This window comes from Paracoccus sp. C2R09, from assembly GCF_018860625.1.
Classification (GTDB): domain Bacteria; phylum Pseudomonadota; class Alphaproteobacteria; order Rhodobacterales; family Rhodobacteraceae; genus Paracoccus.
The window spans coordinates 153,518-170,943 of sequence record NZ_JAHKQB010000023.1 but is presented as its reverse complement, the minus strand read 5'-3'; the positions used below and the strand labels follow the sequence as shown (position 1 = coordinate 170,943).

Annotated in this window: 16 protein-coding genes and 1 riboswitch; of the genes, 9 read left to right on the top strand and 7 right to left on the bottom strand. The window is 66.4% G+C overall.

Going from position 1 to position 17,426, the window contains the following annotated elements:
- Nucleotide 1: 1 nt before the first annotated feature.
- Complete coding sequence (locus KO490_RS08850) at nt 2-694, bottom strand: hypothetical protein (protein ID WP_216019051.1); 693 nt, start codon at nt 692-694, stop codon at nt 2-4.
- Nucleotides 695-1,129: 435 nt separating this feature from the next.
- Here KO490_RS08850 and KO490_RS08845 point away from each other — a divergent pair, with 435 nt between their 5' ends.
- Nucleotides 1,130-2,434: an AAA family ATPase gene (locus KO490_RS08845; protein WP_216019050.1), complete on the top strand. Its 1,305-nt coding sequence runs from the start codon at nt 1,130-1,132 to the stop codon at nt 2,432-2,434.
- Nucleotides 2,431-3,528, top strand: a complete 1,098-nt coding sequence (locus KO490_RS08840) for a ParB N-terminal domain-containing protein (protein ID WP_216019049.1) — start codon at nt 2,431-2,433, stop codon at nt 3,526-3,528. The genes KO490_RS08845 and KO490_RS08840 overlap by 4 nt, the downstream gene beginning before the upstream one ends.
- Nucleotides 3,529-3,613: 85 nt before the next feature.
- Here KO490_RS08840 and KO490_RS08835 read toward each other — a convergent pair whose 3' ends face one another.
- From KO490_RS08835 to putA, 4 genes are all read right to left on the bottom strand, one after another.
- A complete protein-coding gene (locus tag KO490_RS08835; RefSeq protein WP_216019048.1) occupies nt 3,614-4,531 on the bottom strand; it encodes a homocysteine S-methyltransferase family protein in 918 nt (305 codons plus the stop codon).
- A gap of 183 nt (nt 4,532-4,714) precedes the next feature.
- Nucleotides 4,715-5,536 (bottom strand): Hint domain-containing protein, encoded by an 822-nt coding sequence (locus KO490_RS08830; RefSeq protein WP_216019047.1) that lies wholly within the window; start codon nt 5,534-5,536, stop codon nt 4,715-4,717.
- A gap of 350 nt (nt 5,537-5,886) precedes the next feature.
- Nucleotides 5,887-7,665, bottom strand: coding sequence for a phosphomethylpyrimidine synthase ThiC (gene thiC, locus KO490_RS08825; RefSeq protein WP_216019046.1), 1,779 nt, complete (start codon nt 7,663-7,665; stop codon nt 5,887-5,889).
- 118 nt (nt 7,666-7,783) lie between these two features.
- Nucleotides 7,784-7,904: riboswitch (TPP riboswitch) on the bottom strand.
- Nucleotides 7,905-8,036: 132 nt separating this feature from the next.
- Complete coding sequence (putA, locus tag KO490_RS08820; protein ID WP_216019045.1) at nt 8,037-11,426, bottom strand: bifunctional proline dehydrogenase/L-glutamate gamma-semialdehyde dehydrogenase PutA; 3,390 nt, start codon at nt 11,424-11,426, stop codon at nt 8,037-8,039.
- 109 nt (nt 11,427-11,535) lie between these two features.
- Between putA and KO490_RS08815 the strand changes: the two genes are divergently transcribed.
- Genes KO490_RS08815 through KO490_RS08800 form a run of 4 tightly spaced genes read left to right on the top strand, consistent with a single transcriptional unit; the run spans nt 11,536 to nt 15,054 of the window.
- Nucleotides 11,536-12,000 (top strand): Lrp/AsnC family transcriptional regulator, encoded by a 465-nt coding sequence (locus KO490_RS08815; protein WP_216019044.1) that lies wholly within the window; start codon nt 11,536-11,538, stop codon nt 11,998-12,000.
- Between the two features lie 57 nt (nt 12,001-12,057).
- On the top strand, nt 12,058-12,909 hold the full coding sequence (locus KO490_RS08810) for a putative selenate ABC transporter substrate-binding protein (protein ID WP_216019043.1): 852 nt from the start codon (nt 12,058-12,060) through the stop codon (nt 12,907-12,909).
- Nucleotides 12,909-13,562, top strand: coding sequence for an ATP-binding cassette domain-containing protein (locus KO490_RS08805; RefSeq protein ID WP_216019042.1), 654 nt, complete (start codon nt 12,909-12,911; stop codon nt 13,560-13,562). The genes KO490_RS08810 and KO490_RS08805 overlap by 1 nt, the downstream gene beginning before the upstream one ends.
- Entirely contained in the window at nt 13,552-15,054 is a 1,503-nt protein-coding gene (locus KO490_RS08800) for an ABC transporter permease (RefSeq protein ID WP_216019041.1), read from the top strand. Before KO490_RS08805 ends, KO490_RS08800 begins: the two co-directional genes overlap by 11 nt.
- Here the strand turns inward: KO490_RS08800 and KO490_RS08795 are convergent.
- The gene (locus tag KO490_RS08795; RefSeq protein WP_216019040.1) at nt 15,051-15,662 is read right to left on the bottom strand and encodes an acyl-homoserine-lactone synthase; all 612 of its coding nucleotides are present in this window, start codon (nt 15,660-15,662) and stop codon (nt 15,051-15,053) included. The genes KO490_RS08800 and KO490_RS08795 overlap by 4 nt on opposite strands.
- Nucleotides 15,663-15,676: 14 nt before the next feature.
- The gene (locus KO490_RS08790; RefSeq protein WP_216019039.1) at nt 15,677-15,886 is read right to left on the bottom strand and encodes a hypothetical protein; all 210 of its coding nucleotides are present in this window, start codon (nt 15,884-15,886) and stop codon (nt 15,677-15,679) included.
- A gap of 137 nt (nt 15,887-16,023) precedes the next feature.
- On the opposite strand from KO490_RS08790, the gene KO490_RS08785 reads away from it, so the two are divergent.
- The 3 genes from KO490_RS08785 (at nt 16,024) to KO490_RS08775 (ending at nt 17,399) form a co-directional block, all read left to right on the top strand.
- Nucleotides 16,024-16,644, top strand: a complete 621-nt coding sequence (locus tag KO490_RS08785; RefSeq protein ID WP_216019038.1) for a LuxR family transcriptional regulator — start codon at nt 16,024-16,026, stop codon at nt 16,642-16,644.
- A gap of 66 nt (nt 16,645-16,710) precedes the next feature.
- Entirely contained in the window at nt 16,711-16,944 is a 234-nt protein-coding gene (locus KO490_RS08780) for a hypothetical protein (RefSeq protein ID WP_216019037.1), read from the top strand.
- On the top strand, nt 16,944-17,399 hold the full coding sequence (locus KO490_RS08775; protein ID WP_216019036.1) for a host attachment family protein: 456 nt from the start codon (nt 16,944-16,946) through the stop codon (nt 17,397-17,399). The genes KO490_RS08780 and KO490_RS08775 overlap by 1 nt, the downstream gene beginning before the upstream one ends.
- The last annotated feature ends 27 nt before the right edge of the window (nt 17,400-17,426 follow it).

The following is a 17,426-nucleotide window of genomic DNA, read 5'->3' as shown; positions in this document are numbered from 1 at the left end:
ATTAGCCCTGCGCGACCTCGATCACGATGCCCGCAAGACTGGGATCGACCCGCCGGGCCGCCGTCTGCAACCTGACCGACAGATGCGTCCGCAGGTAACTGGCATGGAATCGCGAAGGCGCGGCCATCACCAGCCGTCCCGCATCGTCGCGCCCGATCTCGGTCAGGGGCGACAGCCAGATATCGGCAAGCGCCCGATCCTCGGCGGCCAGAAGGGCAAAGATCCGGGGCCATTCCCCCTGCCCTTCCGGCGCGGGCACATCCCTTCGGAACGGAACGACATTGGCGGATGGTTCGGGGATCTGCGTCTGATCCGACATGCGCTGGACGTAATCGGTGCCGATATTGTCCCAGGCAGGCCGCGTATCCAGCAGGATGCGTTCCAGGTCCAACCCCAGCACGGACACCCTGCCCCGCGCACCCTGCCGCTTGACCGTGACCCAGCCAAGATCCCGCAGCTTGGCCATGTCGCGCTTGACGGTGCGTTCGTCGACGCACCACAGACGCGCGATCTCCTTCTGGCCCATCGTCAGCTCGTCGCGCTGCCAGTTGTACCGGGTCGTGATCAGCGCGATCAGCCGCAGCACCAACCGCTGCCGATGCTGGTCCCGCGAAAGACCATGCGCCGTCAATGCCGACAGGATATCATATTTCTTCGCCGCCGATTCCCGGCCGACGGGCCTGATCACCTGCATCACCGCTCCTGCCGCCGGTCTGCCCGGCACTGTCTTCGAAGACCTGGGGATCTTGGCGTCCCTCAAACGTCTTTCGCCTCAATGCAGGCATTAGCGTCCTGTTTGCCGATTCTGTCAAGGGAGCGTGAGCGAACGTTGCTTCAGATGGCCAATCAAGAATGAAGAATAGGTATTAACTGGTATAGGGGGACATTCAGCATGTCACCTTATAAGCGGTTGATGTCCCCCAATCATCGGTTTCAGGCGGATCCCTGTCCCTCTTTCGGGGGCAATGACCGGGCTCATCGGTATTCGGGCGATTCGACCAGCACAGCTTGAGGCTTGGGCAGATCCTGCTTTCCGCCTGATACACTAAACTTCCCTTTTGCCAAAAAGGCAAATCCCGCGTAAAAGCGAGACGGTAAATAATCTGCGTCCTACAAATACAGGCAAACCATGTATACGCACGAAGACCTCGCCAAGCTGCAGGCACAATCACTCAAGATGCAGGGCTGGATCCGCAGGCAGACATTCAGCCCGTCGAACGAGAAGACGCTGCGACGGTTCTCCAGCTGGGAAGTGTCCGAGCTGATCTTCCGCATCAACCAGTCCACATTCCGGGGCAAGCTTGCCGCCGACCCGAACCTTCCCCTCGGGGAAGTCGAGGAGGATGGCCGCCAGCGTTGGTTCAGCCTGGACGAGGTCAACGAGCTGCGCCGCAGGATCAGGATCAATCGCAAGTCGCTCATGCCGCCGCGGCCCGAAGGCAAGCGCGCCTTCCGCGCGGCCATCGCCAACTTCAAGGGCGGCGCGGGCAAGTCGACCGTGGCGCTGCATTTCGCCCATGCGGCCGCCCTAGACGGCTACCGGGTCCTGGTCGTCGATTTCGACCCGCAGGCCACGCTATCGCACAGCATGGGGCTGTCGGATGTGGGTGAGGATCACACCGTCTGGGGGATCATGGCGCGCGATCTGGAACGAGAGACCGACCGCATGAACGCCGCCGCGCAGGGCGCCGAGAGCGGGACCGCCCTGCCCCAACGCAAGCTGCCCTCCTCGATCCGCGACATGGGCCTCGGTTCGTTGCGCCCGGCGGATTTCATCAAGTCCACCGCCTGGCCGACCATCGACATCGTTCCCAGCTGCGCCAATGCCGCCTTCGTCGAATTCGCAAGCGCCCAGTACAGGCACCTGAACCCGGAATGGACGTTCTTTGGGGCGGTGTCGCGCTTTCTCGACGGGCTGCCGGATGACGCCTACGACCTGATCCTCTTCGATTGCCCGCCCGCGATCGGCTATCAGTCGATGAACGCGGTCTTTGCAGCGGACATGCTCTATATCCCCTCGGGTCCGGGCTACTGGGAATACGATTCCACCACCAGCTTCATCGGCCAGCTCTCCGAGGCGCTCGAGGATCTGTCGCATGGTTTCGAATCCTTCCCCACGGGGAAGATCACGCTGCCCAAGCAGTTCACCGATGTGCGCTTCCTGATGACGCGCTACGAACCCTCGAACGAGCTGCACCAGGCGATGCTGCACGCCTTCACCCAGGTCTTCGGCGATCGCATGGCCGAACATCCGATCGAACTGACCCGCGCAGTCGAGCAGTCGGGACGGTTCCTGTCCTCGATCTACGAGATCGACTATCGCGAGATGACGCGCGGGACCTGGCGTCGGGCGCGGGCCACCTTCGATCAGGCCTACGAGGAATTTCGCGGTCACGTCCTGACCGCATGGGACAAGCTGGAGGATGCCGCATGAGCCGCAAGCGCCGCATGTTCGACATCGACATTCCCGTCGATGACGAGGAGACCTTCCCCGCGGGGAAGGAGGAAAAGGAAAGCCGTCGCGGTCCGATGGCCGCAGCCATCGTCGAGACTGCCGAAAGCAGCCGCGACCGCGCCAAGCTGGAGGCCCAGATCCGGGCCGAGAACGATGCCCTGGCGCAGGAACATGTCAGGCTGAAGCGGGCAGGGCTGATCACCGACATGATCCCGCTTGATGCGATCGAGACGAAGAAGCTGATCCGCGACCGCCGCCCCGTGGCCGATTTCGAGCTGGAGGAGCTTGTCGGTTCGATCCGCGACATCGGCCTGTCGAACCCGATCCGGGTCGAGCCGGTGGGCGAGGGGCGTTACGAACTGATCCAGGGCTGGCGTCGGCTGTCGGCCTTCCGCAGGCTGCTGGAAGAGACCGGCGACGCGGAGAAATGGGGCCGCATTCCTGCCGGCATCTCGGCCAAGGGCGAGGCGCTCGACGATCTTTATCGCCGGATGGTGGACGAGAACCTTGTGCGCAAGGACATTTCCTTTGCCGAAATGGCGCAGCTGGCCCTGCATTACGCCATGGACCCGATGACCCCCGAGAACGACCCCGAGAAGGCGGTCGCCATCCTGTTCAAGTCGGCCGGCTATCAGAAGCGCAGCTATATCCGGAACTTCATCCCGCTGGTCGAGAAGCTGGGCGAGACGCTGATGTATGCCCAGGAAGTGCCGCGCGCGCTTGGTCTGTCGCTGGCACAGCGGCTGGACGAGGTGCCCGGCACCGCAGCCGCGATCAAGGCCGAGTTCAAGAACTGGGATACGCGGTCGATCACCGACGAGCTGGAGGTGCTGCGCCGCTATGCCGGGCAGGGGGCGTCAGCGCCCTCGGGCGGCAAGGCGTCCAAGCCTGCCGCAGAGAAGCTGCCCGCGGGCAAGGCCAAGACCACCTTCCAGCTGCGCAGGCCGCAGGGGCAGGCCAAATGCGTCGCCGCGAATGGGCGCCTGGAAATCCGGCTGCCGCGGGACTTCTCGACCGTGGATCGGCGCAAGCTGGAGGCTGCGGTGGCCTCCATGCTGGACCAGATCGAGTGACCTTCCCCGCGGGGAAGTCAGTTAAGTAATTGATGATAAACGAAAATGGCGGGAATTCCCCGCCATTTTCCTTGTCGTCCCTGGATCAATCGCCGTCCAGATCGTGCCGTTGGCGCAGATGGTCGTCCAATCGCTTGATATGCGGCGCATTGATGCCGCAGCAACCGCCGATCAGGGTCGCCCCCGCGTCGATCCAGCGTTCCGCCCAAAGGCCATATCCCTCGGGGTCGAGATCCGCCCGCGTTCCTGCAAGCACCGCGTTTGCGCCATCCTCGTCATGGCGATCGTCGAAGGCATTGGCATAGACGCCGACGGGGATGGCGCGGTCCCCGATCACCTCGGCGGCGATGCGGGTCGCGGCCTCCATTACCTCGGGCTGGGAGCAGTTGAAGAGAACGGCCTCGGCGCCCGCATCGATGGCCGCGCGGACGGCATCGGCGACCCTTTCGCCCGAACGCAGGACTGGCATGTCCGACTGCCGGGCGCGCGCGTCGTCGCGCAGCGTGTAGGAGATCCAGAGCGGCCGGGCCGAGCCACGCACCGCCGCGGCCGTGACGGTGGCCTCTTCGATGCTGCTCATCGTCTCGGCGATCCACAGATCGACATGGGGCTCCATCCCCCGCACCAGCACCGCCAGAATGCCGGATGCGGCCTCGGGGTCGAACTTGTGGGGGATGTAGGATCCGCAGGCCGGGGGCAGGGCGCCCGCGACCCTGACGCCCGGACGCTCATCCGCAGCTTCGCGTGCAAGGCGTCCGGCAAGGTCAGCCAGCGCCGCGCCCTGATCCCGAAACCGCGCATCCCCAAGATGGAAGGGCACCACCGCATAGCTGTTGGCGATGATGACGCGCGCGCCCGCCGCGATGAAGGCCGCATGCGCCGCGCGCACCGTGTCCGGTTCGTTCATGAGCGCCAGGGCCGACCATTCGGGCTGGCGCAGCGTTGCGCCCTGACGCTGAAGTTCGCGGCTCATGCCGCCGTCCAGAAGGGTGATCCGGGTCATCCTGGTGATCCTTGGCCGAAATGTGCTTCGGGGATCATCTAATGGCAGCCGCGCCATGATGACAGGGCAGGGGGTCAGTTCATCATGCCGACCGGCGGGCGTTCTTACTGTGTCGGGGGGCGGCTGGCGCCCATCCGGTCCTAAGGACAGCCTGCGCGCACCCGTTATCGGGGCAACGTTCGGTTAGTGCAGGATGGGCGGGGTCGTGGCCGACTGCGCGTTGTTGAGCGAGGCTATGTCCTGCGCGCCGACATAGAAGGTCTCGGCCTCGGCGCCATTGGCGCGGACGATCTCGGGGTGGGGCAGCATGATGTGGTGGCAGGTGGCGCCCGTGATATCCAGGACGATGTCGTCGTTATCACCCCCGCTCATCAGAAGGTCGTCGCTCACGCCGCCCCAGATTACTTCATGAAAGAAGGTGCCGATCACCATGGTCTGGGACGACCCGGCCGATTGCCCGGCCATGGGCACATTCCGCGCCAAGTCGTCGGCAGAGCGGGCGGAATCGCCCTCGGGCGACGCGATCGCGGCGGCAAGGTTATGATACTGCGCGCCGGTATTGGCCGACACGGCGATCGTGTCCGGGAATGCGAATGCGGTGTCGATCAGGTATTCCCCGGTCGCCATCCGGGGTCGTATGTTCGACCCATGCGCTACCCTCCGCGCATGCCCTCGGCGACCTCGGTGCCGGGGATTGTCCCTAAGGCCGCATAGGCCGTCAAATAGCGGTCCGATCGGCGTCGGCACAGCCGCACCGCAGTCCTCGACCATCATCGATATGTCGTAGCCCGCCTGCACGAAGCTAAAACTGCCATCGCAATCGTTCCAGGCATCTATATCCTCGGGCATGGTGATGTCGATTTCCGTGGCCAAATGGCCGGGCGCCTTCCCGTCGAGGCCATTTTGCAGGGTCGCGGTCTTGCTGCCGCCGACGCTCGGGTTCTGGTTCGCCGTCAGATGGATGCCGCTGCCGATGCGCACGCCGGAAAACTGGGCATGTACCATCGTCAGGTGCCGCAGCAGATCCGCGGATGGAACGACGGTTTCCGGCGCTTTGCCGACCGCGCCCGCCTGCAGCCCGGCGCATGACGTAATCGCCCATGCCGCAAGACGCGCGGTTCGCGTCAGGGCTGATCAACCGTGATGGAAGAACGCGATGCCCGGCATGGGTCGTCGATGAAGCATCTGGCGACCGACCGGCAAGGAAAAGGCAGTCATGCTACTGCTTCGACCTTGCGCGATACTTGGCTACCGCTTCGACCTTGCGCGATACCTGATCGGGCAGGATGCAACCTCTCCGGCGCGCGATGCCGGGTGTATCCCCCGCGACATGACTGTCACGGGGGATACGGGCGTCACCCTTCGACGGGCAGATACAGCTTGCCGCCCTCGCGGAACTTCTCGGCCATCTCGTCCATGCCGCGCGATTTCTCGGCCTCGGCGCGGATGTCGTGGCTGATCCGCATGGAACAGAATTTCGGCCCGCACATGGAACAGAAATGGGCGACCTTGTGGGCCTCGGCGGGCATGGTCTCGTCATGCATCTCGCGCGCGGTATCGGGGTCGAGCCCGATGTTGAACTGGTCGATCCAGCGGAACTCGAACCGGGCCCTGGACAGCGCGTCGTCGCGAAGCTGCGCGCCCGGATGCCCCTTGGCCAGATCCGCCGCATGGGCCGCGATCTTGTAGGTGATGACGCCGGTCTTCACGTCGTCGCGGTCGGGCAGGCCCAGATGTTCCTTGGGCGTGACATAGCACAGCATCGCCGTGCCGAACCAACCGATCATGGCCGCGCCGATGGCGCTGGTGATGTGGTCGTAGCCCGGCGCGATATCGGTCGTCAGCGGCCCGAGGGTGTAGAAGGGCGCCTCGTGGCAATGCTTCAGCTGCTCGTCCATGTTGGCCTTGATCTTGTGCATGGGCACATGGCCCGGCCCCTCGATCATGACCTGGCAATCCTTGGCCCAGGCGATCTTCGTCAGCTCGCCCAGGGTGTGCAGTTCGGCGAATTGCGCCTGGTCGTTGGCATCGGCGATGGAGCCGGGGCGCAGCCCGTCGCCCAGGCTGAAGCTGACATCGTAGCGGCGGCAGATGTCGCAGATCTCGTCGAAATGTTCGTAGAGGAAGCTTTCGCGGTGATGGTGCAGGCACCATTTGGCCATGATCGATCCGCCCCGGCTGACGATGCCGGTCACGCGGTCCACGGTCATGGGGATCATGTGCAGCCGCACGCCCGCATGGATGGTGAAGTAGTCCACCCCCTGTTCGGCCTGTTCGATCAGGGTGTCGCGGAACACCTCCCAGGTCAGATCCTCGGCCACGCCGCCGACCTTTTCCAGCGCCTGGTACAGCGGGACGGTGCCGATGGGCACGGGCGCGTTGCGCAGGATCCAGTCGCGGATGTTGTGGATGTTTCGACCGGTGGACAGGTCCATGACCGTGTCTGCCCCCCAACGGATGGCCCAGACCATCTTCTCGACCTCTTCCTCCATCGACGAGGTGACGGCGGAATTGCCGATATTGGCGTTGATCTTGACCTTGAAGTTGCGCCCCAGGACCACGGGTTCCAGTTCGGGGTGGTTGATGTTGGCAGGAATGATGGCGCGGCCGGCCGCGATCTCGTCCCGGACGAATTCCGGGGTCACCAGATCGGGCAGGGCGGCCCCCATCGGGTCGCCGTCGCGGGTATGGCCGGCGATGCGGCCCTCGTTCTCGCGGATGGCGGCGAATTCCATTTCCGGGGTCACGATACCCGCGCGGGCATAGGCCAGCTGGGTGATCGCGCGATCGCCCGTGGCCGCCAGCGGCGGGCGGGCCTGCGGGAAAGGCGCGACCAGCCGGGCCCCCTTGGCAAAGCCGTTATCGGCATCCGTGACCGCACGCCCTTCATAGGGGGCGACATCGCCGCGATCGCGCTGCCATGCGCCGCGCACGGATGGCAGGCCGCGCGCGATGTCGATGGCGATGTCGGGGTCGGTATAGGGCCCCGAGCTGTCATAGACGGTCAGCGCCTCGCCGGTGGACAGGTCGATCCGGCGCATCGGCACGCGGATGTCGTGCAGGCTGCCCCTTATGTGGATCTTGGTCGAGGCCGGCAGCGGGCCGGTGGTGATTGCGGGGATCGTGTCTTTCATTCCGGGTCTCCTCGTCGCGGAAAGCCAGTGTGAAAGCCTTGGCAGAAAGCGGACCGGTCCGGCCCGCGCATGGGCCATCAGCGGCCCGAAAGGACCGCACCCTGTTTCAGAGGTTCGCGGAATTGCCCTTCGGTCTTCCTACGCCAGCATCAACTGGTTCAGGTTCTAAGGGTCGCGTCACCGGGGTTTCCCCCCGTCTGCCTCTCAGTCCCCTTGGCGGGACTCCCCTGACGTCCGGGCAGGGTGGAACGAAATGCGGCGCAGGTCAAGCATCCGTCGCATTCCGGCGCGCAGGGGGCCGTGATGCCGCGCCCCCCTGCGCGCATTTCCCCATGCCGATCGGGATGGGGGGAAATACAGCGGAAACCGTCCTAGCCCGCCAGCAGCGTGGCATTCCCGCCCGCTGCGGTCGTGTCCACGCACAGATGCCGTTCGTGGCGCAGATGCGCGCGGTCGGGCCTGGCCGTGATCAGGGGCACCAGCGCGCCGTCGCGGTCAGCCAGCGCCTGCGCCATCCTGCGGCCCGTGGCCTCGTCGCCCCACCACAGCACCGCCGCCAGATCGGGCAGGTCGCGCAGGGCCTGCGGATCGAGGCTGCCCTGCGCCCCGACCGGCTGGCCGCCAAGCGATGCGACCGCTTCGATCTGCGCGGCGACGGCAGCGGTTCCCGGACCGATGCACAGCACCGGACCGCGGGGCAGGGATGCCAGGCGGTTCAGTTCGCCGGTGGGGCCGGGCATCAGCGTCTCGTCGCGCGGGGCGCCTGCGGGGGCGTCGCGCAGGGCGCGGGCGACGCGCGCGGGGACGTCGGCGCGGTCCCATGCGGTGCCGGGCTGGCCGGGTTCGGGGGCATAGAAGCGCGGCAGATAGCTCGGCCCCCCCGCCTTGGGACCGGTGCCCGACAGCCCCTCGCCGCCGAAGGGCTGGCTGCCCACCGTCGCGCCGACCTGGTTGCGGTTCACATAGAGGTTGCCCGCATGCACCGCGTCCGTCACCTCCTGCACGCGGGTGTCGATGCGGGTGTGCAGGCCGAAGGTCAGGCCATAGCCGCGCGCGTTGATCGCCTCGATCACGCGGTCCAGATCGCGGGCCTTGTAGGTCGCGACATGCAGGACGGGGCCGAAGATCTCGCGCTCCATCTGCTGGATGCCGTCCACCCGGATCAGCGTCGGCGCGATGAAATGCCCGCCCTGCGGCACGGGGATCGAATGCAGGATGCGGTCGCGATGGGCGTCAAGGTAATCCGCGATGCCCTGGCGTGCCTCGTCGTCGATCACCGGGCCCACATCGGTCGAGATGTGCCATGGATCGCCCAGGCGCAGTTCGTCCATCGCGCCCTTGATCATGCGGATCAGGTGCGGGGCCACGTCTTCCTGCACGTAAAGGCAGCGCAGCGCCGAACAGCGCTGGCCCGCGCTGCGGAAGCTGGAGGCCACGATGTCGCGCACGGCCTGTTCCGGCAGTGCGGTGCTGTCCACGATCATGGCGTTCAGGCCGCCTGTTTCGGCGACCATGGGCGTGCCGGGGGCCATGTTGCGGGCCACGCTGCGCGCGATCAGCTGCGCGGTGTCGGTGCCGCCGGTAAAGACCACGCCGTCGATGCGCGGATCGGCGGTCAGGGCGGCGCCCGCCACGCCACCGTCGCCCGGCAGCAGCTGCAGCGCGGTCGCGGGGACGCCCGCCTTGTGCAGCAGGCGCACGGCATGGGCGGCGATCAGGGTCGTCTGCTCGGCGGGTTTGGCCAGCACCGCGTTCCCGGCCATCAGCGCGGCCGTGACCTGGCCGGTGAAGATCGCCAGCGGAAAGTTCCAGGGGCTGATCGCGGCGATGCGCCCGCGCGGGGCATCCGTGCGCCCCTCGCCCTGCGCGGCATAGTAGCGGAGGAAATCGACCGCCTCGCGCAGCTCGGCCACGGCGTCGTTCAACGTCTTGCCGGCCTCGGCGGCCAGCAGGGCGAAGATCGGCCCGAAATCGGCCTCGTAGAGATCGGCGGCATGGCGCAGGATGCGGGCGCGTTCGGCGGGCGCGGCATCCCAGGGCGTGGCGGCTGCGATGGCCGCGTCGACGGTCGCGGCATCGGCATGACCGGCCATCGCGACGCGCGCACCGGTCGCGGGGTTCAGCACCTGCACCTGCGGGCCGCCGGCCTCGCAAACGGTGATCGGGCCGGCATCCGCAAAGTCGACGCGGCGGGCCTGATCGATCCGGGCCAGTACGTCGTCCGCGGTCAGGTCGAACCCCATCGAGTTCACGCGCCCCTCGCCATAGATCGCGTCGGGCGCGACCAGCGATGCGGGCGCCTGCGCGGTTTCCAGCGCGTCGAAGGGATCCTGGGCGATCTCCTCGGGGGTGACCTCTTCGTCGACGATCTGGTTCACGAAGCTGGAATTCGCGCCGTTCTCCAGCAGGCGGCGCACCAGATAGGCCAGCAGGTCCTGGTGCTTGCCCACGGGGGCATAGATGCGGCAGGCGGTGCCCTCGTTCTTCAGCACGATGTCGTGCAGGCGTTCGCCCATGCCGTGCAGGCGCTGGAACTCGAAGGGCTGGCCGTCGGCCATTTCCAACACAGCGGCGACCGAATGGGCGTTATGCGTCGCGAATTGCGGATAGATGCGGTCGGTCATGCCCAGAAGCTTGCGCGCCAGCGCGACATAGGACACGTCGGTCGCGGTCTTGGCGGTGAACAGCGGGAAGTCCTGCAACCCCTCGACCTGGGCGCGCTTCATCTCGGTATCCCAATACGCGCCCTTGACCAGGCGCAGCATGATGCGTCGGTCGGATGCCTGGGCCAGCGCATAGAGCCTGTCGATGGCCGCGCCCGCGCGCTTGCCATAGGCCTGGACCACGACGCCGAAACCGTCCCAGCCCGCCAGTTCGGGATCGGGCAGCACGGCCTCGATCACCTTCAGCGACAGGGCCAGCCGGTCCTGTTCCTCGGCGTCGATGTTCAGGCCCATGTTCGCGGCGCGGGCCTGGCGGGCCAGGTCGCGCACCACGGGGACCAGTTCCGCCATCACGCGGGCCTCCTGCGCGACCTCGTAGCGGGGATGCAGCGCGGACAGCTTGATCGAGATGCCGGGGTTCTTCGCGACCGAGCCCTTGTCGCAGGATTTCGCGATGGCCGCGATGGCCGCGCGGTATTCGGCGGCATAGCGGGCGGCATCCTCGGCGGTCATCGCGGCCTCGCCCAGCATGTCGTAGCTGTAGGTGTATCCCTTGGCCTGCTGGGCACGGGCGCGGTCCAGCGCGTCCTCGATGGTCTGGCCCAGCACGAACTGGCGGCCCATCTCGCGCATGACGCGGGTGACGGCGGTGCGGATGACGGGTTCGCCCACGCGACGGATCGCCCCGCGCAGCGTGCCCGCAAGGCCGGGGCTTTCCTCGGCCAGGACGCGGCCCGTCAGCATCAGCGCCCAGGTCGAGGCATTGACCATGCTGGACGAGCTTTCGCCCAGGTGGCGGCCCCAGTCGGAGGGCGCGATCTTGTCCTCGATCAGCGCGTCGATGGTGGCGCGGTCGGGGACGCGCAGCATCGCCTCGGCCAGGCACATCAGGGCGATCCCCTCGCCGGTGGACAGCCCGTATTCGGCCAGCATCGCCTCCATCATGGTGGGGCGCGACTGCGCGCGGATGGCGCGGACCAGGTCGGCCGCGCGGTCCGAGATGCGCGCGCGCATGGGCGCGTCCAGATCGGCCTCGGCGATCAGGCGGGCCAGAAGGGGGGCTTCGGGCTGGAACTTGGCGGCGGAATCGAAACTCATGGCGCAATCCTTGAACTTTGGAGCAGGATACACCGGCGCCGATGGGCATTGTGACCAATGATGCGCCATGCGATGGTCGTTCCGACCGAAAAAGGGCCATTTTTCAGCCATGACAGACATCCTTGACCCGATCAACAGGCGCATCCTGACGGAACTGACCGCCAATGCGCGCATCCCCGTGACGGAACTGGCGCGCAAGGTGGGGCTGTCGAAGACCCCCGTCGCGATCCGCATCAAGCAGCTGGAGGATGCGGGCCTGATCACCGGATACCGCGCCATCCTGTCGCCCGTGCGGCTGGGCCTGACCCATGTCACCTATGTCGAGGTGCGCGTCAGCGACACGCGGCAGAAGGCGCTCGATGCCTTCAACGAGGCGGTGCGTGCCATCCCCGAGGTCGAGGAATGCTACATGATCGCGGGGGGGTTCGATTACCTGATCAAGGTCCGGTCGCGCGACATGGCCCATTACCGCCAGATCATGGCCGAACGCATCTCGACCCTGCCATTCGTGCTGGGAACGTCCAGCCATGTCGCGATGGAGGCGGTGGTCGAGGAAAACGGCGCGACGCTCTAGCGGGCGGGGGCGGTGGTTGGTAATGGGGGCCATGACATTCAGCGAAAGGTTCCCCGGATGATCGCCCGCATCACTGCCCTTCTCATGCTGCTTGCCGGTGCCGCCCAGGCGCAGGACACGCTCTATTTCTCGGCCATCCCCGACGAGGACGAGACCCGCCTGGCCGAGCGTTTCGACGCCGTGGCCGAATACCTGACCGGGGAACTGGGCGTTCCGGTCCAGTTCGTGCCGGTCAAATCCTATCCGGCGGCCGTCACGGCCTTCCGCAACGACCAGGTGCAGCTGGCGTGGTTCGGCGGGTTGTCGGGCGTGCAGGCCCGCCTGCTGGTCGAGGATGCCCGCGCCATCGCCCAAGGGGCCGAGGATGCGGAATTCGTCACCTATTTCATCGCGAATACCGAAACCGGCCTGACCGAATCCGAGGAATTCCCCGAAGCCGCGAAGGGCATGTCCTTCACCTTCGGCGCCAAGACCTCGACCTCGGGGCGGCTGATGCCGGATTACCATATCCGCGAGGCGACGGGCCAGGCGCCCGAGGAATTCTTCGGGCGCGTCGGCTTCTCGGGCGATCACAGCCAGACCCTGCGGCTTGTCGCCTCGGGTGCGTGGGACGTCGGCGCGCTGAACTTCGCCGTCTATGATCAGGCCGTGGCCGACAACGCCCCCGAGATCGAGACCGCCAAGATCATCTGGAAGACGCCGCCCTATCCCGACTACAACTGGACGATCCGCGGCGATGTCGATGCGCGTTGGGGCGAAGGTTTCGCCGATCGCGTGCAGGCCGCGCTGATCGGGATGGAGGACGAGGATCTGCTGGCGGCCTTCCCGCGCACGGGCTTCATCCCGGCCACCAATGACGACTATGCCCCGATCGAGGACGTGGCCCGTCAGCTGGAGCTGCTGGACTGATGCTGAAGCTGGACGGTCAGGATATCGGTCATGGCGGCGCGCCGGTGCTGTCGGATGTCCGCCTGTCCGTCCGCCCCGGCGAACGCGTGGCCCTGCTGGGTCGCAGCGGATCTGGGAAATCGACCCTGCTGGGGGCGCTTCACCGCGCGATGGGCGACCGTCGCGTGGCGCTGGTGCCGCAGGATACCGCGCTGGTCCCGCAGCTGAGCGCGCTGCGCAACGTGCTGATGGGGCGGCTGGACGATCACGGGGCGATCCGCAACCTTGCCACGCTGATCCGTCCGCGCCGTGCCGACCGCGACGCCGCGCTGGCGGTTCTGGCCCGCGTCGGCCTGACCCCCGAGGCCGATCGCGCGGTCGAGGGGCTGTCGGGCGGTCAGCAGCAGCGGGTGGGCCTGGCCCGCGCCATCTTTCGCGGGGGCGAGATCATCCTGGGCGACGAGCCGATGTCCGCCGTGGATCCCATCCAGGCCGAGGTGTTGGCGCAGGAGATCCGCGCGGCCTTTCCCACCGCGATCCTTGCGCTGCACGATGTGGGTCTGGCGCACGCCTTCGCGACCCGCGTGATCGGACTGCGCCACGGGCGCATCCTGATCGACGCGCCCATCGCGGATCTGGACGCCGCCACGGTCGAGGAACTCTATGCCCGCTAGGATCTCGCGCCTGTCGGTGGTGGCGGGTTTCGCGGCGCTGGCCGCGATCCTGCTGCCCTTTGCCGACCTGACCGTGGCGGGTCACGACCCCTGGGCCGCGCTGTCGCGCATGGCACGGGGGTTCCTGTCGCCCGATTTCGGCGGGATCGAACAGATCCTCTGGGCCGTCGCGCTGACCGTGGGCTTTGCCATCGCGGGCGTCGCGCTTGGCGGGGTGACCGGGCTGCTGATGTCGCCCTTCTACGGGATGCGTCCCGTGCGCTGGACAGCGATCGCCCTGCGATCCGTGCACGAGCTGTTCTGGGCGCTGCTGCTGCTGCAGGTGCTGGGGATCGGTGCCTGGACGGGCGTCCTGGCCATCGCGCTGCCCTATGCGGGGATCTTCGCCAAGGTCATGTCCGAGATTTTGGACGAGGCCGACCGCCGCCCCTCGGACTGGTTGGGGCCCAAGGTCGATCCGCTCAGCCGGTTCCTGTGGGCGCGGGTGCCCCTCGCGCGGGCCGAGATGGCCAGCTACGCGCTCTATCGTCTGGAATGCGGGCTGCGGTCATCGGCGGTGCTGGGCTTCGTGGGCCTGCCGACCCTTGGGTTCCAGCTGGATACCTTCTTCCGGCAGGGGCATTACGGTGCGGCGGGTGCCGTGATGATCATCTATATCGCGCTGATCGGCACGGTCAGGTGGTGGATGCGGCCCCGGCTGCTGATCTTCTGGATCGCGGCGGCGATGGTGCTGCTGACCCGGATCGACGCGCCGCCGATGGGGCAGGGCGCGTTCTGGCGGTTCCTGACCAGCGACATCGTGCCCGCACCCCTGCGGCAGGGCGTCCCCGCGGGCCTGTGGCCCTGGCTGTGGGACATGCTGACGGGCGCGATCCTGCCGGGGCTGGCCGCGACGATGATCGTCGCGCAGATCGCGCTGGTCCTGACCGGGATCGTGGCCTTTGCGGGCCAGGCACTGGTCATCCCGCGCGTGGCCGGCCGTATCGGCGCGTGGATCGGCAACCTGATCCTTGTCGTGCTGCGGTCCTTTCCCGAATACATGCTGGCCTTCCTGTTCCTGCAGATCTGGGGTCCGTCCATGCTGCCCGCCATCCTGGCGCTGGCGCTGCATAACGGGGCGATCATCGCGCATCTTCTGGGACGGCAGGCGCAGGGCCTGACCCTGCGGGCCGATGCGCCACGCGGCCTGACGCTGTGGGGCTGGGAAATCGCCCCCCGCCTGTTCGGCAGCTTCGTGGCGCTGTGCCTGTATCGGTGGGAGATCATCATCCGCGAATCCGCGATCATGGGGATACTGGGGATCGCCACGCTCGGGTTCTATCTGGACGATGCCATCGCGGAACTGCGCATGGACCGCGCCGTCGTGATCCTGATCGCGACGGCGCTGGTGACGGTTCTGATCGACCGAACGTCGCGCAGCCTGCGCGCGCGGTTGGGCGCGGGCAGGCTGACGGTGGGCGAGGCCCCTTCGCGGACGGCGGCGAACTGCTAGGCCGCCATCTGCTGTTCGATCGGCTGACGGACGGCACAGGAGAAGGCGAGGAACTTGCCGTCGTCGTTCGACACCAGGTCCCCGAGCGGCTGCGGCGTCCAGCCAAGGCGCTTGGCCATCCGCAGGAAGGCCGGCGGCCCGAGGAACAGGCAGTCGCTGGCCCCGATCCCGTGCAGATAGTCGTTCGATGCGTCGAGGATGCGTTCGGCCAACCCCGGGACCGGCAGCGCGGCAAAGCGCGTCAGTTCCCATGCCTGCGCATCGACCGGCGGTTCCTCGTGGCACAGATTGGTGGGCATCCCCGGAAGCAGTCCCAGATGCGCGTCGCGGATCATGTAGGAATAGACGACCCGACCGCCGCCGAAGCTGCAATCGGTCCGTTTCAGCCGCGCCCCGCCCACGGCCTGACCGTTGCGATGGGCGATGACATAGACCGTGTCGAAGGTGTCGTACTGCTCGAACTCGATCCCCTCGGCATGGTGCAGGGGCCAGGACATGCGGTCCACGAAGATCTGCTTGCGCAGCTTGAAGAAGCTGGTGACCAGGTCGAAACGGTGCATGTCGCGGGGCAGGCAGATCAGTTCGACGGTGATGGGTGCGTCTTGCATGGGTTTTCCCTCCTTTACTGCTTGATGCAATCGGGCAGCTTGGCCAGGCCCAGGAACTGGCGTCCGCCGGTTACCTTGTTGGGCAGCCACAGCCCCCAGGACGTCACTTCGATCTTCAGCACGCCTTCTTCGGCATAGGCGTCGAAATAGGTGAGCATGGTCTCGACCATGTCTCGACTGAACTCGGCCGTCGCCAGCTTGGGTTCACGGGTTCCGGTATCCATTCGATGTCTCCTTGATTGGATGGAAGGTCCGGGAACGATGGTAGCACCAGTCGTGAATGTCGCGTGAAAACCGAATAGGCTGCCTTTTCAGTATGTCCGAAAAGACATATGATCGCCCCGACCATGCGAGAGGCCAGATGCTCCACGACCTGATTCCGAATTTCGACGAAGAGATCGCCCGCATGCACGAGCTTGCGCCGACGGGCTGGATCATGGGCTTCAACCTGACCTATCGGGGCCCCGAGCATCTGTTCAACGCCTATCCCGATGCGTGGCGGCGCATCTACGAGGACCGCAACTACTTCTTCGGCGATCCGATCGCGATGTGGACGATGACCCATGACGGCGCGGCGCGCTGGTCGGCGGTGCGGATTCCCGACCTGCGCGGCGTGATGAATGCGGCGCGGGCCTATCGGCTGAACTACGGGGTCGCGATCTCGCGCAAGGTGTCGGGCAAGCGGTCCTTCCTGACCCTGTCGCACCCCGAGCGCGAATTCACCGATGACGAGATCTCGCTTGCCCAGACGCGGTTCCAGCTCTGGACCGATCTGGTGACGAACCGGGCGGCGCTGACCGACGGAGAGCTGCAGGTCCTGCGCTGTTTCCGCGACGGGCTTGGCCAATCGGACACTGCCGAAAACCTGGGTATCGCGGAATCGACGGTCAAGCAGCGGGCGCTGAAGGCCTGCGCCAAACTGGGGGCCAAGACGCGGACCCAGGCGGTGGCGATCGCGGTCGCTCGCAACTACTTGTCCTGATTGCCTACGGAACTGTCATTCGAAGCGACGTGTTGATCCCCTGCAAGACCATAAGCGGAGGACATCATGGCAGAGCGAATTCAGTCGAAGGACGGCAGCCGCGATACCGACCGGATCCTGGGCAAGGACACGCCCGAGACGCCCGGACATGGCGGGCGCGAAGGCGGCAGCCTGGCGCGTGCCATCGGCAGCGAGGACGAGATGAAGCGCGCGGGCGAGAAGCCCGCGGGCACCACCCGCCCCCGCAAGGCCGATGAACACAAGCCCGGCACGTCCAATCTGGGCGAGGAGAACCGCTGATGTCCGTCGAGAAGCTGACCAACAAGACCTGGGTCCTGGTGGCCGATGGTGAAAAGGCGCTGTTTCTGGTGAACCATGGCGATCAGGATCTGCTGGACCTGCGCGTCTTCGATTCCGAAAAGCAGGACAATCCGTCGGATTACGAACAATCCGCCAATCGCCCCGGCCGCCAGCATCAAAGCGTGGGATCGGGGCGCTCGGCCTATGAGGATACGGACTGGCACCAGCTGGCCAAGGAGCGTTTCGCCGATCACCTGGCGGAACTGCTGTACGAGCGTGCCCACAAGGGTCAGTTCGACCGCATCGTGCTGGTCGCCGCGCCCAAGGTTCTGGCCGAGCTGCGAGAGCAGCTGCACAAGGAGGTGTCGGACAAGGTCGTGGGCGAGGTTCCCAAGACCCTGACGAACCACCCTCTCGATCAGATCGAGAAAGTGCTGAAGTCCGAACTGGTCTGAAGCACTGTTCATGCAAGGGCCACCGGC